Raw genomic sequence first — 15,893 nt, 5'->3', positions numbered from 1 at the left:
ATAGCTAGACATTTATCAGGCGAGCCGTTAGGGTAATCTTTTAACCTTTATTATGGTTCACCTTATGAACGAGGCAACCGCTCTTCCCTTACCGACGCTTAGCAATCATTCAAATATTAGCGATAATGCCCCTTGGGAGCAGTATCAGCGTCCGTATGTCCGCGATTTAGCCTTTGCGCTTGCCTGCCCAAACGTGCTGACCCATTGGATTGATTTTACTGATCATCAAAACAATGATGGAAGCGGTGGTGAAAGCGCTGTTAATAATACGGATAAAAATACTGCTAAAATTTCGGTACATAGTGCAGACTTTTGGCACGCGCAATACAAGGCATATCAAGGGCGTTTACAGATACTTGACAGCACCAACGCTTATCAAGCACTCACCCGCTATTTATTAGCACGACCCAGCCCGAATCGTTTGGGCTTTCATTTTGAAGGGTTATTATCATTTTGGATAACGGATGGTTTCGCTCATGGACACCATCCTTACGAGATACTGGCAAGCAATGTGCAGCTATATTGTGGTAAGCAAACGTCTGGAGAGTTAGATTTAGTTTTGTATAACCATCAAGAGAAGCTCACTGAACATTGGGAATTAGCAATTAAGTTCTTTATGGGTTCTGCGCCATTTGCACCAGTGAATTGGGTGGGGATTAATCCTAATGATAATTTGCAGCGTAAAATGGCGCATATGCAAACCAAGCAATTTTGTACGTTAGCCATAGATACCAAAAATCATGGTGAAGTAAAAATTGATAAGCGCTATGCATTGATAAAAGGGCGGTTCTTTTTGCCCATGACCAATAATAATTTCGTTTATCCTGATTGGTTTACGCCAAGCTTTCCACTACATCGCTGGCTGGCTGCTCCGAGTAATCAAAACAATCAAGCCGACCAAATATCCGAGATAGCTCAAACGGATGATATTACTGAGCTATTGACGGATGTCGTCGCTATCCGTCAAGCGCATTATATAGAATGGTTTACTCAGCGCAATTTTTATAATAAAGAGGATAATAAGGTGTCGCCTACTATAGCGACTTTGCAGCAAGGACTATATTTTGTCCAACGGTCTTCTCAAGGAGGCTATGAGCCTGTTGTGATTTTGCAAACTGCGGTTAATGCTGAGCAAAATAGCGTAAAGGATTAAGACTATAGAATCAGTTTTAATAAGTCTCAATCACTTGCATCAGCTCATGTCTGAGCATCGCAGCACTGGGCATGCGCTCGGCATGAAAGCGCACAATAGGAATACCCGCACTGGCTAATGCTTTGTCTTTTTTATCATCTGCTTTTTGCCGCGCTTTACTATTATGTGTCCAATCATCAAGCTCGATCGCCACTAAGGTGGTCTGCGCGTCGCTATCAACAATCACATAATCGACACTTTGGCGACAAATTCTATTAAACCAAAAACGACGTTCAGCAGCGTCATCACTATTACCAGCAATAATGCGTGAAAGCTGAACTTGCACAAAAATATGATAATCCGGTAGCGCGTCTTTCAGCTTATCAAAAAATAACACTTCGGTATTGGTCATGATGGGCATTGGCGCAAAGGGCCAAATAGCTAGCTCGTCACCGCGCACAGACTCAGAATCAGTTACGGAATTAAGGTCAGATTCTGTACTTTTAACCATCGCCTCAGATTCGGGTGCAGACTTTGACCGCATAATAAGCCATAAAAACATAAGGGTGAATACTAAAAATATCAGACCAACGAGCATGGTTTTACCTTGTAACAGGAAGTGAAAAATAAGAGCGTGAATAGCCGTCTAGTAATACGTAAACATCGCTAATCTAAAACGCACAAAACACGACCATAAAAGCCGTGTTTTGAGAAATTTATCTCTGAATTTAATCGGTAAGTATTCTTAAGAGGATATCTAAGGATAAGCTTACTTACCAGTACAGCACCCACGCACTGGTAGTATTGACGTCTGGATCACTATTTACTTTATCTTTTAAGGCTAATGCAGCAAGCTTACCGCGTTCAGGTCCCACAACCACGCGTACACCGCGACTGGTTTTGCTGGTTTTCACCTGGTATCCTGCCGCTTTAAATTTCTTCGCAAGGTCATCAGCTGCGGCTTGATTGGTTGCCAATGCTACTTGTACGCCGAAGCTGCCTTTAGCATCGGTCTCCTTGACCTCTTTACGGGCGACGCTCAGTTTTTTTTGGGCATCCTGTCTTGCATCTACCGACTTCTTGGCTAAAGCTTCTTCTTTTTTGCGTTTTTCTTCACGTTTTTCAGCACGTACTTTTTCAGCTGCTGCTGCATCGCGTTCTAAACGCTCGATTTGCTTACGCGAAGGAACGGTTAAAACTTGTCCTATCTGCAAGGTTGCGGAAGGGTCCATCTTATTGGCTTGTGCTAACGCCGCTACAGAAACATTATATTTCTTCGATAATTTTAATAAACCATCACCTTTTTCAATGGTGTAATCAACGGCAGCTTTAGGGGCTGCTTTCTTATCTTTATCTTCTTCTTTATATTTCTTTGCACTGGCTGCTTTTTCTTTTTCTTCATCCTGCTTTTTTTGTTCGGCAGCGGCTTTTGCATCTTCTTTTTTCTTAGCAGCGTCTTTATCTTTTTTATCTTCAGCTTTTTTGTCCTGAGCTTTTTTATCGTCGGCTTTCTTGTCTGCTGCTTTTTTAGCGTCCTCTTTTTTTGAATCACTATCTACTTTTTTAGTAGTAACAACAGGCGTAGCGTTGGTCGAAGTGACGATAGGAGCAGGGCGAGGTTGTAGTTTTGGATAAGTGATATCGCTTTGACTTTCGACAACTTCTGCTTTCGGCTTGTTACTATTACTATATTGTTGGTTCTCTGAGCGTGCCTTTGCCAATGCTTGCGATTCAGCACTAGCTTGCGCTTCTGAGAAGAGTTCAGCTTGTTTTTCTTGATTGGCTACCCGTCGCTCACGCTCTTGTTGCTTTTGCGCCAAAATCCGCTTTTCAGTTGCCACATCTATGGTTAATGGCGCTGATGACGAGATATCAGCATCTGCTGCATTAACTGTAGTGGGCACTAGGTCTTTTTCTTCATGATTACCCAGTTGTTGCACCATGGCAGATAGCATTACGATGCCACCTACAATCATGCCAACACCCAATAAGGCTTGTCTTGAAAAGTTCATTCGTTGCCATCTCTTAGCTGATAATAAGGTAGATTAATCGGTGTATCTATCATTTTCGCGTCCTAACAAGCAGAACTGATGCGGCTTTTACTCATATACGCGTGTACCTAAACATCTTGATTATAAGACATATTTTTCATGCTGTCTGCTATTAGACCGCTCTTAATATGAGGTTTAGACAAAATTTGTTTACTGTTTCACATTATTCAACTTCAAGTGCCAATAGCGCTTCGCCAATCGTATGAAAAGAGCCGCAAACGACAATCAAATCTGCTGCCTGACTATTATCAATAACAGCATGAGTCGCCTGTTGTAAATCAGGCAGTACATGTATGTGAGATGGTTCGACATATACGGCTAAGGGGCTTTGTAATTGTGCAACAGTGGCCGCGCGTGGATGATCAATCTCAGCAATAAACCACTCACTAATTGGTAAGTTGGCAGCTGACAAATCTTGAACGACCAGCTCGATATCTTTATCGCCTAACATTGAAAACAGCATTTTAATCGTGCCGGATTTATTTTCTTGCTGGTCACTATGCTGTTGCCAAAGTGGCACGAGCTGAGCTAATAAAAAACTCACCCCTTGTTCATTATGCGCCACATCAAACAGCCAATGACGATGAACAAGTTCACGATAATCAAAGCGTCCGGCTAATTTAACCGTGGTAAGCGCGTGATTTATTGCAGCTATATCAACCTTAAGTGGACTTGCCAGCACTGCAGATAAGGCATTGGCAGTATTTATTAACGATAATGCTGGGCGTGGCAGCTGTAAGGTAACAGCGGCATTACTATATTGCCATATTTCGCTATTATCTACTCGATAACTAAAGTCCTGTCCTGCTTGATAACAAGTAACATTGTGCGATGTGATAAGCTGTTGTACACTATCTGGCATCTCAGCCGCACCGTAAATTAAGGTAATATCATCGCGTAAAATGCCCGCCTTTTCCGCGCCAATTGCCTCGACATTATCACCCAACCAATCGACATGATCGATACCGATATTAGTAATCACCGCCATATCAGGGTCAATGATATTGACCACATCTAAGCGCCCGCCTAAGCCTACTTCTAACACCCACACATCACAATCCGCTTCAGCAAATATCAAGAGCGCAGCTAGCGTCGTCATCTCAAAAAAAGATAAGGTCAATTCACACTGTAAGCGTGCGTCCTCAACCTTGCTAAAGGCAGCAATCAAGGTTTCATCACTCACCATCTCACCATCAATGCGCACACGCTCATTAAAATGGCTTAGGTGTGGTGATTGATAAAGCGCCGTTTTGTAGCCCGCAGCTTGACACATAGCACTGATAACTGCGGTCGTCGACCCTTTACCATTAGTACCTGCAACGGTGAATACATAGGCATCATCTTTTGCCGACTGCACCACGCCCAGATACTCAGCCACAGGCAACACACGTGATAGCCCCATATCTATGGCAGATACATGGATTTGCTGCATATAATCAAGCCATTCTGTTAAGTTAGATTGACTGGTAGGTGTATGAGCAGCATAGGACGATAGAGAGGCAGACATGAACAAAACCTATAATAAAAATGGAAGATAATTAGGGATAATCAACAATGAGTCAGGAGTACGGCAGCAGTAAGATAAAAATCTTACATAACAGGCAAAAAAACAATACGTCATTTATTGCTTAATCAAGTGTATAACAAGCGCACCTAAAACCAAAGTTGAAAACCAAAAATAGCATTTACCATCCATTGATGATAAATGCTATTCGATTGTTTAATAATTACTTATTTTATCAATAAAGCCAAATGAAATAAGAAACTAAACATTAGGCCATAACGTTTGGCTGACTGCACAATTTTGCTAATAAGCGATAAATGGTGTCAATCAATTGATGACGATGTACCACCTCATCGACCACGCCATGCTCTAGCAAGAACTCAGCACGTTGGAACGGTTCTTCTAATGTCTCACGCACGGTTTGCTCAATCACGCGCTTACCAGCAAAGCCAATCATGGCTTTTGGTTCAGCCAAATGAATATCGCCAAGCATAGCAAGAGACGCCGTTACGCCACCGTATACAGGATTAGTCAATACCACGATATACGGAACGCCAGCTATACGCAAACGCTCGATGGCAGCAGCCGTACGCGCCATTTGCATGAGTGAGAGCAGACCTTCTTGCATACGCGCGCCGCCCGATGCTGCAAAGCAAACTAATGGCTTACGTTCTGCCAATGCTTTTTCTGCTGCTTGCACAAAACGGTCACCCACAACCGAACCCATAGAGCCACCCATAAAGCGGAAATCAAAGGCACAAGCCACGATATCCAAATTACGCAATTTACCGTACATGACGATTAGGGCTTCAGACTCGCCCGTTTTGGTTTGGGCTTCCTTCATACGCTCAGGATAAGGTTTGCTATCCACAAAACGTAGCGGATCTTTGGCAACAAACTCTTGCCCAAGCTCGCCATCGACTTGCTCTAATAACCATTGTAAGCGTTCACGTGCCGACATCGGCAGATGATGATCGCAATGCGGGCAAACATAACAGTTAAAAATCAGCGCCGTATTGGTAATCATCGAGTGACAGCTGCTGCATTCGGTTGATGGTTCAGTCTCAACCGCAGTCAAAGGCGCAGACAGTTGCTGCTTAACACCCGGAACTGGGCGGTTAAACCAAGAGTGACCTGCGACATTACTATTATCAGTATCTGTAGTCGTATTATTATTTTGAGAAGTTGTTATGGTATCAGTCATATTATTCGCCATTATCAGAGGCTTAGTAACAAGCTGGCTCATCGCCTTGTCATAGGGAGTGAATGAGGGTCTAACCTTCTGTCATCACATGAGCCATTATGAGACAGGCACGCGCTAATCTTGCGCGGCAGATAATCGTTTATATATTATAGCTTATACATGATATTAGTTTACACACGTAAACTAGATTTAGCAAAGTCATTCCACATCATTCACAATAAAATATAGCGAGCGTCATTTAAAATTAAGCCGTTAAGCTGTCTAATGCCGCACGCAGCTCATCCATTTTTGCCATAATTTTTTGCTGAGCAATGGCAATCGCTTCATTATCATGAGCATCTATATTTGCGAAATGTTCAACCAGCACGCTACCGACAATTACACCATCGGCATGCGCACCAATGGCTTTCGCCGATGCCCCATCACGGATACCAAAGCCAACGCATACTGGCAAATCTGTTTCCGCTTTAATCGCTTTTACATGGGTCGCCACATCATCGGTGTCTAGCGTTGCTGAGCCAGTCACACCTTTAAGCGATACGTAATAAATATAGCCGCCACAATGCGTTAAGACTTGCTGGCGACGTTCCGCCAAAGTGGTTGGTGATAATAAGAAAATCTCATTCATGGCATGGTCGGTCAGATGTTGCGTAAAACTGCCTGCTTCTGCAGGTGGCAAATCAACCATCAATAAGCCATCAACGCCTGATTGCTCACATAACGCCACAAAATTATCATAACCGATAATCTCAACAGGATTCAGATAACCCATCAAAATAATCGGAGTTTGCATGTCTTGTTTGCGGAATTCTGCAACCATTTTCAAGGCTTCACGGGTACTAGTGCCTGCCGCTAATGCGCGCTCGCCTGCCAACGCGACGGTTGGACCATCCGCCATTGGGTCTGAAAATGGTAAGCCTACCTCAATCATATCTGCGCCATGCTTTACTAAATCATGGAGTAGATTAACGGTCACGCTAGGATTAGGATCACCTGCCATAAAGTAGGGAATCAGGGCTTTTTTATTTTGTACTTTTAAGGTTGCAAACGTGCTTTCAATTCGTGTCGTCATTCGAGTCATAATGGTCTCTTATTATTTTTAAATACTTTTTAAAGTGAGTGTGACTTAATTCATTGCTGATACTGACAGGCGATAAATGGGGTAATCACTGATGACGCAATCACCCCATTTACAATCACTAAAGGTTATTAAGTTTTAAAACTCAAGGCCTTCTGCTTTCATGACAGAATGCAAATCTTTGTCACCGCGACCAGACATATTGACGATGATGGTTTGGTCAGGCGTCATGGTTTTGGCAAGTTTAAGCGCATAAGCAACGGCATGAGCGGTTTCAAGTGCGGGGATAATACCTTCTTTGCGCGTGGCTTCATGGAAGCCTTCTAGCGCTTCTTTATCCGTACAGCCCACATATTCCACACGCTTCATATCTTTTAAGAAGCTGTGCTCAGGACCCACACCTGGGTAATCAAGTCCGGCTGAGATAGAATGGGTCTCTTGAATTTGACCGTCATCATCTGCCATCAAATAAGTACGATTGCCATGTAATACGCCGATACGACCAGCAGCAAGCGGTGCTGAATGGCGACCGGTTTCGATGCCGTCACCAGTGGCTTCAACACCATACATTTTCACATCAGTATCATTTAGGAAGTCAAAGAATAGACCAATAGCGTTTGAACCGCCACCCACACACGCCACTAACGCATCCGGTAACTTACCGGTTCTCTCTAAATGCTGAATGCGCGCCTCTTTACCAATAATCGCTTGGAAATCACGGACAAGCAATGGATAAGGGTGCGGACCGGCAACCGTACCAATAATATAATAAGTGGTATCAACGTTAGTGACCCAATCACGCATGGCTTCGTTCATCGCGTCTTTTAGGGTGCGTGAGCCAGAGGTTACTGGTACGACGGTCGCGCCCAATAAACGCATACGATAAACATTCATTTTTTGGCGCTCAACATCGTCAGCACCCATATAAACGATACATTCTAGCCCCAATCGGGCGGCGATCGTTGCTGTTGCAACACCATGTTGACCTGCACCAGTCTCAGCGATAATGCGTTTTTTGCCACACATTTTTGCCAGTAACGCTTGCCCAATGGTGTTATTGACCTTATGAGCACCCGTATGATTTAAGTCTTCACGTTTAAAATAAATCTGCGCGCCGCCAATCTCATCGCTCAAACGTTTGGCATGATACAGCGGTGTTGGACGACCGACATAATTGACCAAATCGGTATGATACTCTTCCCAAAATGCAGGGTCTGCCTTCACTTTGTTATATAACGCTTCTAACTCTTCTAATGCTGCCATCAACGTTTCCGAAACAAAACGCCCGCCATGGACGCCAAAATGCCCACGCGCATCGGGATATTGATTAAAGTCTTTGACGTCTTTTGGATTGCTAAAAGTATTCACAGAATGCGCAGTCGTTTCTGGAGATTGGCTTGCTTCTGAGATTTTATTGTTGGCATGACTCATGATAATTCCTACGATAAGTGGTATTTTTTAATGGAAAATTAAGGCTGTGGAAATAAGGAATAAAGTAATACAGGACTAACAGAAAAGATCGGAATGACGAACAGGTAAGGCTAAAGTATTTGCAAAAGAGCACGCAACACAAGCTGGCTTAGCTGACGTCAACACCCGTCACATTTTGCCATCGGTCATGCTTGACCGCTTTCATAAAGGCGCGCATTTTTGCCGTGTCTTTTTTACCTTTTTCAATCTCAATACCGCCGCTGACATCAACACCATAAATGGGCAAATCACGGGTTGCTGCCACGTTTTGCGCATTCAAACCGCCTGCTAAAATAATCGGCAGTGCACTGTCATGCGGGATTAAACTCCAATCAAAACGTGCGCCTGTGCCACCATATTTATGTTGATGATAGGCATCAAGTAAAATACTGCTCGCACCCGCAGCGGCAAAGTCATTAATCTGAGCGCGTACACTGTCTAGCGCATCGGTATCGGTATTGATACGCAGGGCTTTTATCCAGCGTTTATTGACTACTTTGGCAAGCTGTTGGCAGTGTTCAGGGCTTTCATCACCATGAAATTGAATAACATCAAAAGGGACGTTGTTTGCCAGCTCTATCAGCTCGTCTTGAGGCATATTGACCACCAGCGCCACCACAGTGACAAAAGCAGGCACCGCTTTCAACAAAACTCGCGCTTGTTCAGACGTTACAGCACGTGGGCTTGGCGAATAGAATACCAAGCCCACCGCATCCGCACCCAATTGGGCAGCAGTCTGAATATCAGCAAGCTGAGTAAAACCACAAAACTTAACGTGCATGTTGTGACCCTAAAAAAGACCGCGAGTTATCAAGCGTCTGATTAAGCATATAACAGAAGTAATATAAAAAGAATAGGGATAAAGATTGATAATAGGAAAGATAGCAATTTGTTAAGCAAATGGTAAATTGATTGCATACAAAAACTTATCCTAGCATACTTTTATTCATAGTTTTGTTTATGATTAAAAAAAGGATACGCAAATGGCAATAAAGATGCCCTTAACTGACGATATACGCTTTGACAGTAAGGAAGTAGCTCAAGAAAACGACTCTTCTAGTACACTTCATTATCTGATGTGGTTTCGCCGTGATTTGCGTCTGCACGACAATACAGCGCTGACTGTACTTTGCGAACGTGCTAATGAAAAAAACGCGCAGGTCTCGGCTATCTTTTTTTGTACCCCTGAACAATGGCGCGCTCATGATATCTCTTTAGCACAAGTTGATCATATTGCACGCACCTTACCGCTATTGGCACAAAATTTACAAGAGCAATTAAACATCCCATTATCAGTTTATGTTTGTGATAATTTTTCTGATTGCACCAATGCCATTATTGATATTTGCCGCACTAAGAATATCGATGTTGTTATGGCAAATCATGAGTACGAGGGCAACGAGATTGCCCGTGATGAACAATTAACCAAACAGCTCGCCAAAAATAATATTGAATTTATCCGCTACCATGACCAATGTATTTTACCGCCACAAAGCATCACCACTAATGATGGCAGTATGTATCAAGTCTTTACCCCATTTTATAAAAAGTGGCGGCATACCTTGGAAGTTGGTGAACTACAAATACATGACGCGCATGCCATTATTAACCATAAAAACAGTGCTTTAAAGCTATTAACGGAGAAAAAGTCGTCAGAAGTCAGTGCGGACACCTTTGAAGATATACAAGAATTATGCAAAAAAGTCGTTATCGATTATCAACAGTGTTTACAACGTCATGCTTCTTACCAGTATATTAATACAGAATCCCAGCTTAGTCATGCCCGTAATGCCTATCCTGCTAGCGAAAATGCTGCGTGCCAGCGTCTAGACGCATTCATTGCAGATGATATTGACAACTATGATGTCAGCCGTGACGTACCTAGTCTACAGGCAACCAGTCAACTATCCGCTTATCTAACGATTGGCGCGATTAGTCCTAGGCTTTGCTACTTAAAAGCAACCGAAGCCTTGCAAGACTTTAATAAGGACAATACTAATAGCTTTGATGCCAGTTCTGAAAATAACTCTGACAACAGCTCTGATAACAACGATATCAATCGCTGGATCAGTGAGCTCGCTTGGCGCGATTTTTATCGACATGTTTTAGAGCATAAACCTGAGCTTATCCGTCATCAAGCGTATAAACATGAAACTGATAGCAAGATTAATTGGTCATACAATAAAGATGATTTCACGGCATGGTGTCAGGGCAAAACAGGTGTGCCACTGGTAGATGCAGCCATGCTTTGCCTAAATGCAACCGGCTTTATGCACAATCGCTTGCGTATGGTCACGGCAATGTTTTTGACCAAAGATTTATTAATTGATTGGCGCTTAGGTGAGCGTTATTTTATGCAGCAGCTGATAGATGGTGACTTTGCGTCTAATAATGGTGGCTGGCAATGGAGCGCCTCAACAGGTACGGATGCAGCGCCCTATTTTCGTATTATGAATCCTTTTAGCCAAGCCAAAAGTCATGACCCTGACGCTGAATTTATCAAAACATGGCTGCCTGAGCTGACAGACGTGCCGCCCACAATTTTGCACAGCGAAGATAAAATGCGTAAAGAGCTGGCAAAAGGGGGTAAATTCTCCAAAATTGATTACCCGTTGCCAATGGTTGAGCACAAAGCAGCACGATTACTGGCTATTGCTGCCTTTAAAAATGAGCCTCAACAGCTATTATAAGCGTACGCCATTAATTAAAACCGGTCATTTTACCAAAAAGGCTAACGACCCAGCCAATGACTGCCCACAACCCCCAAGCCAATAATGCAATGAACACAACTCCGAGCATATCAGGAATGTGTAAATACAACCAAGCAGCAATGGGATGTCGCCAAAAACGGCTAGTTTTCTGCTTATCTTCTAACTGTTGATGTAAAAATGGTCTGTCCATATGCGTCGTTTCAGTGATGCCATACTCATTATGCAGATGCTGATGAACGATGCTTAGTGTCTTGCGACTGGGACGAATAAAGATATCTAGCAGCGTACCAACGACTGGCACGATACCCACGACCATATCAATCAATGCCAGTCTGACCGCAGGAAGCATTTTATGCGCCGGCACACCCAATTGACGACCCAATATAAAGGCATAACTGGTTAATGCGAGACCTGCCAAGTCACCTGCCAGCGGTAGCGTCGATAATGCGGCATCTGCACCAACGCCTTGGTTAGTAAAAGGGATACGCACTATTGAATCCATGGCATTCGCAAACTTGGCCAATTTACGCTCAGTCGCAATGACTTGTGCGCGTGTCAGTCCCTGTTCTGCAAGGTTAAGCTGATAGTTTTTTTGACTTTCATCAGATGACATTTCATCAGAAGCTCGTTTTAGATCGGGTCGTTTTAGCGATTCACGCAATTTACCCATTTAGACTCGTCCATATACAAGATACCGCAACCAAAATAAAGACATAACGCCCTACCCAAATATTCGCTAAAAATGCTTGGAAACAGGCTGTAGGATTGCGACTGGCACACGCGCTATTTTGTTTAGCAAACATCATGGCTACCAATGCCAGTCCAAATACGGGCGTGATACCTAAACTGGTTGGCGTAAAATAATGCCAAAACACCACACCCATAATCAGTAAGAACAAGGTTTGTAATATCGAGATAATCACCACATCAAAACGACCGAATAATATCGCCGTTGATTTCACCCCAATTTTTACATCATCCTCCCGATCCGCCATCGCATATTGGGTATCGTACGCCACCGTCCAGCACATATACGCCAAAAACAGCAACCAACACCAAATATCCGTTGTGCCCGTTATTGCCACATAGGCCATCGGTATTGCCCAACCAAAGGCGGCAGCCAAAAAGACTTGTGGTAAATGCGTATAGCGCTTCATAAACGGATAAATAAAGGCCAAAACTACCGCACCAAATGACCAATAGAACACCTTAATGGGCAAAAAGAATAATAAACTACCACTTAATAATACCAATATTAAAAACGCAGCAATCGCCTCTTTACTAGATAAACGACCATCGGCAAGCGGACGCCCTTTGGTACGAGTTACATGACCATCGACTTTACGATCAGCAAAATCATTAATCGCACAGCCTGCTGCCCGCATCAATATCGCACCCAAAGCAAAAATGACAAAGATGCTTAAACTCGGCAGACCTGCTGTAATGCTTTCACCTTGCTGCTGTGCCTGCCCCATCGCTGCAAACAACACACCCCATAGCGTTGGCCATAGCAGCAGTTCAATCCCAACCGGCTTATCGAAACGCGTCAGTTGAATATAGGCTTGTAGTTTGTCGTTAAATGTCATGGATGAGCACTTATATATCATTGATTTATGGTTTCTATATTTATAATCTTTATAGCTTCTATTTTTACAATTGCTATTTTTGCAGTGTCTATATTGATAGCTTCTATCTTTGCTGCCACAGTTTATTGGCATCTATCAGCGACAGTTCAAAATACTGTTTGCGTAATGCTTTAATCGCTGCGATTTTGTCATTCTTCGCAGGTAGCTGACGTAAATACGTCATATACTCTGTACTGCGCTCCTGCTTTAACGCGGCTTCTAAGCGCAGCATACGCGTACGTAGCAAGATATTGATAATAAGTAAGCCTGCACCTACTACCCAAATAATGATGGTTGACATCTTTTTCTCCTTTTCGACTATTCAAGCTTGCGTGTCATTTACTTATTACAATGATAAAAACAGTTATAAGAAATAGCCATCAAAACGCACCGCTTCATTGTGCCAGCTCTCTTTTGGTAGTTGATTGGCAAATAAGGACGCATCTTTGGGACGCTTGACGATTACGCGACCCTGTTGCTTATGCTCATTAATAAGAGAACTGACCATCACTTGTGCGCCTTGTAGAAATTGCAATTCCTGCGCGGCTGTCGGCGGACTGGCTAGATGATGTAAAGCCTGCATTCGTTTACCCACTTTAGCGCCCTTCCCCGTTTTGCTGTCCTGATAGCTATCATCGGGAAACATAGGATCGAGATATATCACGTCGATAGCGTTATTATTTGCTGCATTACCTTGAAAATCAGCAAAATAACTCAGCGCATCAGTATTAATAATTCGCAAGCGCGCCATCAGTTTTTGCCAATTCGGCTGCGTACTCATGCGCTGCTGTTCGGCAAGCAACAACAATGCCATAATCGGCTGCTGCTCAAGCATAATGACCTGCGCGCCGGTACTCGCCAGTATTAAGCTGTCATGCCCAAAGCCAGCGGTTGCATCAATTACCTGACTGTCAGCGGTGATTTTTGCGGCTTGTAATAGCAGCTCCGTCTTACGACCTGCGCTGACCACCCGCCGTTGCAATTTATCCCACTCCGGCGCGACACTGAGACCATTACTCAGCCATGACAGCTTATTTTTATCGTCTAATAATAAAATCGGCTGCGTAGACTCTGCGCATAATTGCTCGCGAAGTTTTTGATTTAACTTAACTGCGACCAATTCTGCGATTAGATTCAATGGCAATTGGTGCTGACGTGCCAATGCCAGAAAACTGTCAACCTGTGGCTGTTGGGACTCATTAATATACAACAATCGACAGTGGCTTAATGCGACATCTGAATTACAGACATTATCAATTTTAGACACTAATGGTTCGCTCATTTGGTCATACCTGCTCTTTTATTACAAGTTTTTAGCGCTAAAATTAATAATCGTTTAACCCGCCATCTGATAGCCAAAACCCCAAGCTGCTATCAACACAATGATACCGGTAATAATACGCAACCAAGCAAAAACCTTAAAGTCACGGCGACTGACCCAAGCAACCAGCAAGCGAATACATAGTAAAGCGACGATAAAGGACACTACGGTGCCAACACCAAGCACCAGCCAATCCTCGCTGCTAGTCATCACATCGCCATGCTTGATTAAATCAAGTAACGCGGCTCCCACAATAACCGGAATACCTAAAAAGAAGGAGAACTCTGCTGACGCCTTACGCGATACGCCAAGCCACAATGCGCCTACAATGGTCGCTCCTGAACGTGATGTTCCCGGTATCAAGGCAAAGCATTGAATCAGTCCAATCATCAATGCCGTCTTTAAGCTGACATCTTCTGCTTCTTCAGCAATGATAGTTTTTGGGCGATTTTCTACATAAAATATCAATAAGCCACCGATAATGAGCATGATAGCGACGGTAACTGGATTGAATAAATACAGCTTAATTTCATCGGCAAAGGTAAAGCCAAGTATCATTACAGGAATGGTTGCTACAATAATGCTAAGGCCAAGCTGACGCGGATTTTTCAACCCTTCTGCTTTCCCTGTTACTAAACCAACCAGCGCGTGCCAGAGTCTACCCCAATAATCATAAATGACCGCTAGGATTGCGCCTAGCTGAACAACGACGACGAATAAATCGACTTTTTCTTTTGTCCAAAAGCCCATGATATCTGCTGAGAGAATCAAATAGCCAGTACTAGAAATGGGTAAAAATTCGGTGACACCCTCAACAATACCCATGATGACGGCTTGAATTAATAAAATGATATCCACAAATATTTTCCTGAAAACTGACCTGCTGGTCGCTTTATATTATCGTAATAGAGTTGGGCTCAGACGTTTAGCAATTTTGGATAAAGCGTCTTGCCGTTATAAATAAGGTTGTATGTACAATGTGTTTTTTATTTTTGTGCCAGTATTACGCTTTGCCTTGCTCTTTAAGCGTTTTCCAAGCTTGGTTGCGCAGATATTTTGGTAATGCTTGTGCCGCATCTGTACCGCCTGCACGCTTAAATTGCGCCACACCCAGCTGCCCAATAATCGCGGCATCCGGACGGATATCCGCATGAATTATCTGACCATCATGCAGAGTTAATAAGCTTGCACCATCGCCAACGATAGGAATATTTAGCAAGGTTGGACGATCGTAATCAAGCAGCTGCTCGGAGTCTTCTCCATTTTCTTGATGGACAGGCTGCATAAAATTATCTATAACAGTAAAATGCCCAAAATAAACTTGCTGCATACGCGCATCAAGAGCGCTATAAACCTCGGTCAAACCGTATTGTTGATACGCCGATTGGGCGATGGCTTGCAAGCTTGATATGCCAACACAAGGTACATCATGGGCAACAGACAGCGCTTGTACTACGGCAGTATTGATACGAATACCACTAAACGCGCCCGGACCACGATTGAATATTAAGGCCTGCATATCCGCAAGGCTCAGCTGAGATGTCGACAAAGCCGCATCAATCATCGGCAGTATTTGCTGCGTCTGCATGCGCTTGCCCGTTTCAGTCTGGAGCGATACAACTTTACCTGTGTCATCAAGTATCGCGATTGAGCACTGATCAAATACGGTATCCATTGCTAAAAACATCATGACCTCGGCTGATACGTCTGGCATTACCCAAAATAAATAGCGCCTATAATAGCATTTAGCATAGCATTTAGGGTTGGCAAGTTTTATTACTTACTATGTTTTTCCTC

The 15,893-nt window shown here is 43.4% G+C and carries 15 protein-coding genes; 2 read left to right on the top strand and 13 right to left on the bottom strand.

Going from position 1 to position 15,893, the window contains the following annotated elements; genetic code table 11:
* Nucleotides 1-64: 64 nt before the first annotated feature.
* Complete coding sequence (locus H2245_RS08910; RefSeq protein ID WP_182407040.1) at nt 65-1,153, top strand: DUF1853 family protein; 1,089 nt, start codon at nt 65-67, stop codon at nt 1,151-1,153.
* Between the two features lie 16 nt (nt 1,154-1,169).
* Here H2245_RS08910 and H2245_RS08905 read toward each other — a convergent pair whose 3' ends face one another.
* The 7 genes from H2245_RS08905 to H2245_RS08875 form a co-directional block, all read right to left on the bottom strand.
* Nucleotides 1,170-1,676, bottom strand: a complete 507-nt coding sequence (locus H2245_RS08905; RefSeq protein WP_259365149.1) for a DUF2726 domain-containing protein — start codon at nt 1,674-1,676, stop codon at nt 1,170-1,172.
* Between the two features lie 229 nt (nt 1,677-1,905).
* The gene (locus tag H2245_RS08900; RefSeq protein ID WP_182407038.1) at nt 1,906-3,144 is read right to left on the bottom strand and encodes a LysM peptidoglycan-binding domain-containing protein; all 1,239 of its coding nucleotides are present in this window, start codon (nt 3,142-3,144) and stop codon (nt 1,906-1,908) included.
* 202 nt (nt 3,145-3,346) lie between these two features.
* Nucleotides 3,347-4,690, bottom strand: a complete 1,344-nt coding sequence (locus H2245_RS08895; protein WP_182407037.1) for a folylpolyglutamate synthase/dihydrofolate synthase family protein — start codon at nt 4,688-4,690, stop codon at nt 3,347-3,349.
* Between the two features lie 265 nt (nt 4,691-4,955).
* Entirely contained in the window at nt 4,956-5,903 is a 948-nt protein-coding gene (gene accD, locus H2245_RS08890; RefSeq protein WP_182407121.1) for an acetyl-CoA carboxylase, carboxyltransferase subunit beta, read from the bottom strand.
* 232 nt (nt 5,904-6,135) lie between these two features.
* Nucleotides 6,136-6,963, bottom strand: a complete 828-nt coding sequence (gene trpA, locus H2245_RS08885; protein WP_182407120.1) for a tryptophan synthase subunit alpha — start codon at nt 6,961-6,963, stop codon at nt 6,136-6,138.
* Nucleotides 6,964-7,107: 144 nt separating this feature from the next.
* Nucleotides 7,108-8,400, bottom strand: coding sequence for a tryptophan synthase subunit beta (gene trpB / locus H2245_RS08880; RefSeq protein WP_220464404.1), 1,293 nt, complete (start codon nt 8,398-8,400; stop codon nt 7,108-7,110).
* A 148-nt stretch (nt 8,401-8,548) separates the two neighbouring features.
* Nucleotides 8,549-9,220 carry a phosphoribosylanthranilate isomerase gene (locus H2245_RS08875; RefSeq protein WP_182407036.1) on the bottom strand — a complete coding sequence of 224 codons (672 nt, stop codon included), beginning with the start codon at nt 9,218-9,220 and terminating at the stop codon, nt 8,549-8,551.
* 202 nt (nt 9,221-9,422) lie between these two features.
* Here H2245_RS08875 and H2245_RS08870 point away from each other — a divergent pair, with 202 nt between their 5' ends.
* Nucleotides 9,423-11,129 (top strand): deoxyribodipyrimidine photo-lyase, encoded by a 1,707-nt coding sequence (locus H2245_RS08870; RefSeq protein WP_259365148.1) that lies wholly within the window; start codon nt 9,423-9,425, stop codon nt 11,127-11,129.
* 10 nt (nt 11,130-11,139) lie between these two features.
* On the opposite strand, the gene H2245_RS08865 is transcribed toward H2245_RS08870, so the two are convergent.
* The 6 genes from H2245_RS08865 to tsaB all read right to left on the bottom strand — a co-directional run bounded on the left by H2245_RS08865 (nt 11,140) and on the right by tsaB (nt 15,783).
* Nucleotides 11,140-11,763: a DUF4112 domain-containing protein gene (locus tag H2245_RS08865; protein ID WP_182407117.1), complete on the bottom strand. Its 624-nt coding sequence runs from the start codon at nt 11,761-11,763 to the stop codon at nt 11,140-11,142.
* Between the two features lie 49 nt (nt 11,764-11,812).
* Nucleotides 11,813-12,736, bottom strand: coding sequence for a 4-hydroxybenzoate octaprenyltransferase (gene ubiA / locus H2245_RS08860; RefSeq protein WP_182407035.1), 924 nt, complete (start codon nt 12,734-12,736; stop codon nt 11,813-11,815).
* 103 nt (nt 12,737-12,839) lie between these two features.
* Nucleotides 12,840-13,076, bottom strand: coding sequence for a hypothetical protein (locus H2245_RS08855; RefSeq protein WP_182407034.1), 237 nt, complete (start codon nt 13,074-13,076; stop codon nt 12,840-12,842).
* Nucleotides 13,077-13,139: 63 nt separating this feature from the next.
* Entirely contained in the window at nt 13,140-14,057 is a 918-nt protein-coding gene (locus H2245_RS08850) for a class I SAM-dependent methyltransferase (protein WP_182407033.1), read from the bottom strand.
* A gap of 54 nt (nt 14,058-14,111) precedes the next feature.
* Nucleotides 14,112-14,954 (bottom strand): undecaprenyl-diphosphate phosphatase, encoded by an 843-nt coding sequence (locus H2245_RS08845; protein ID WP_182407032.1) that lies wholly within the window; start codon nt 14,952-14,954, stop codon nt 14,112-14,114.
* Between the two features lie 145 nt (nt 14,955-15,099).
* Nucleotides 15,100-15,783, bottom strand: a complete 684-nt coding sequence (gene tsaB, locus H2245_RS08840; protein WP_182407116.1) for a tRNA (adenosine(37)-N6)-threonylcarbamoyltransferase complex dimerization subunit type 1 TsaB — start codon at nt 15,781-15,783, stop codon at nt 15,100-15,102.
* Nucleotides 15,784-15,893 lie beyond the last annotated feature (110 nt).

It is taken from the genome of Psychrobacter sp. GP33 (assembly GCF_014119005.1).
In the GTDB taxonomy this organism is placed as follows: domain Bacteria; phylum Pseudomonadota; class Gammaproteobacteria; order Pseudomonadales; family Moraxellaceae; genus Psychrobacter.
Note: the sequence above shows the minus strand (reverse complement) of the source record. Positions and strands in the feature narration are given on the sequence as shown.

Coding starts and splice junctions, on each gene's coding strand:
- H2245_RS08910 (WP_182407040.1), top strand. CDS start 65: ATGAACGAGGCAACCGCTCTTCCCTTACCGACGCTTAGCAATCATTCA.
- H2245_RS08905 (WP_259365149.1), bottom strand. CDS start 1,676: ATGCGGTCAAAGTCTGCACCCGAATCTGAGGCGATGGTTAAAAGTACA.
- H2245_RS08900 (WP_182407038.1), bottom strand. CDS start 3,144: ATGAACTTTTCAAGACAAGCCTTATTGGGTGTTGGCATGATTGTAGGT.
- H2245_RS08895 (WP_182407037.1), bottom strand. CDS start 4,690: ATGTCTGCCTCTCTATCGTCCTATGCTGCTCATACACCTACCAGTCAA.
- accD (WP_182407121.1), bottom strand. CDS start 5,903: ATGGCGAATAATATGACTGATACCATAACAACTTCTCAAAATAATAAT.
- trpA (WP_182407120.1), bottom strand. CDS start 6,963: ATGACGACACGAATTGAAAGCACGTTTGCAACCTTAAAAGTACAAAAT.
- trpB (WP_220464404.1), bottom strand. CDS start 8,400: ATGAGTCATGCCAACAATAAAATCTCAGAAGCAAGCCAATCTCCAGAA.
- H2245_RS08875 (WP_182407036.1), bottom strand. CDS start 9,220: ATGCACGTTAAGTTTTGTGGTTTTACTCAGCTTGCTGATATTCAGACT.
- H2245_RS08870 (WP_259365148.1), top strand. CDS start 9,423: ATGGCAATAAAGATGCCCTTAACTGACGATATACGCTTTGACAGTAAG.
- H2245_RS08865 (WP_182407117.1), bottom strand. CDS start 11,763: ATGTCATCTGATGAAAGTCAAAAAAACTATCAGCTTAACCTTGCAGAA.
- ubiA (WP_182407035.1), bottom strand. CDS start 12,736: ATGACATTTAACGACAAACTACAAGCCTATATTCAACTGACGCGTTTC.
- H2245_RS08855 (WP_182407034.1), bottom strand. CDS start 13,076: ATGTCAACCATCATTATTTGGGTAGTAGGTGCAGGCTTACTTATTATC.
- H2245_RS08850 (WP_182407033.1), bottom strand. CDS start 14,057: ATGAGCGAACCATTAGTGTCTAAAATTGATAATGTCTGTAATTCAGAT.
- tsaB (WP_182407116.1), bottom strand. CDS start 15,783: ATGTTTTTAGCAATGGATACCGTATTTGATCAGTGCTCAATCGCGATA.